Annotated in this window: 1 protein-coding gene; it reads left to right on the forward strand. The window is 67.1% G+C overall.

Features of this window, described 5'->3' with window-relative positions; translation table 11 throughout:
• Positions 1-276, forward strand: a 276-nt coding sequence (locus J5M73_RS31275; RefSeq protein WP_207816943.1) for a redoxin domain-containing protein, incomplete at its 5' end; no start/stop codon positions are given.
• Between the last annotated feature and the right edge of the window lie 192 nt (positions 277-468).

Consider the following 468-nt stretch of genomic DNA (forward strand, 5'->3'; position numbering starts at 1 on the left):
GTGATCGGCGTGTCGGCCGACGACATCGGCACGCTGACGAAGTTTTCGGTCAGCGAATGCCGCAGCAAGTTCCCGGTCGCCGCGGATCCGGACGCGAAGATCATTCGCGAATACGATGCGAAGCTGCCGGCGATCTCGAAGGCGAATCGCGTGTCCTATGTGATTTCGCCGGACGGCAAGGTGCTCTATGAATACACGAGCCGGTCGCCCGACAAGCACGTCGAGAACACGCTGAATGCGGTGAAGGCGTGGGCGGCGTCGCACCGGCAGCCGTGACACGTTGACACGGTGTCGGCGCGGCACGGGCGGCGAAGAGCGGCGCGTGCGTCGACGTGGCCGTCCGTGACGCGTGCCGGGCGCGGCCGGTATGCGCCGCCACGCTCGCATCGCGTTCGGATCGTTCCCGCACTGCGCCTATGCCGCGTCGAATGGCGTTTATGTCGCGCTGCGGGCCGCACAGGGCAGGGC

Origin of the sequence: Pseudomonas sp. 50_B, from assembly GCF_017491625.1 — a bacterium.
Classification (GTDB): domain Bacteria; phylum Pseudomonadota; class Gammaproteobacteria; order Pseudomonadales; family Pseudomonadaceae; genus Aquipseudomonas; species Aquipseudomonas danubii.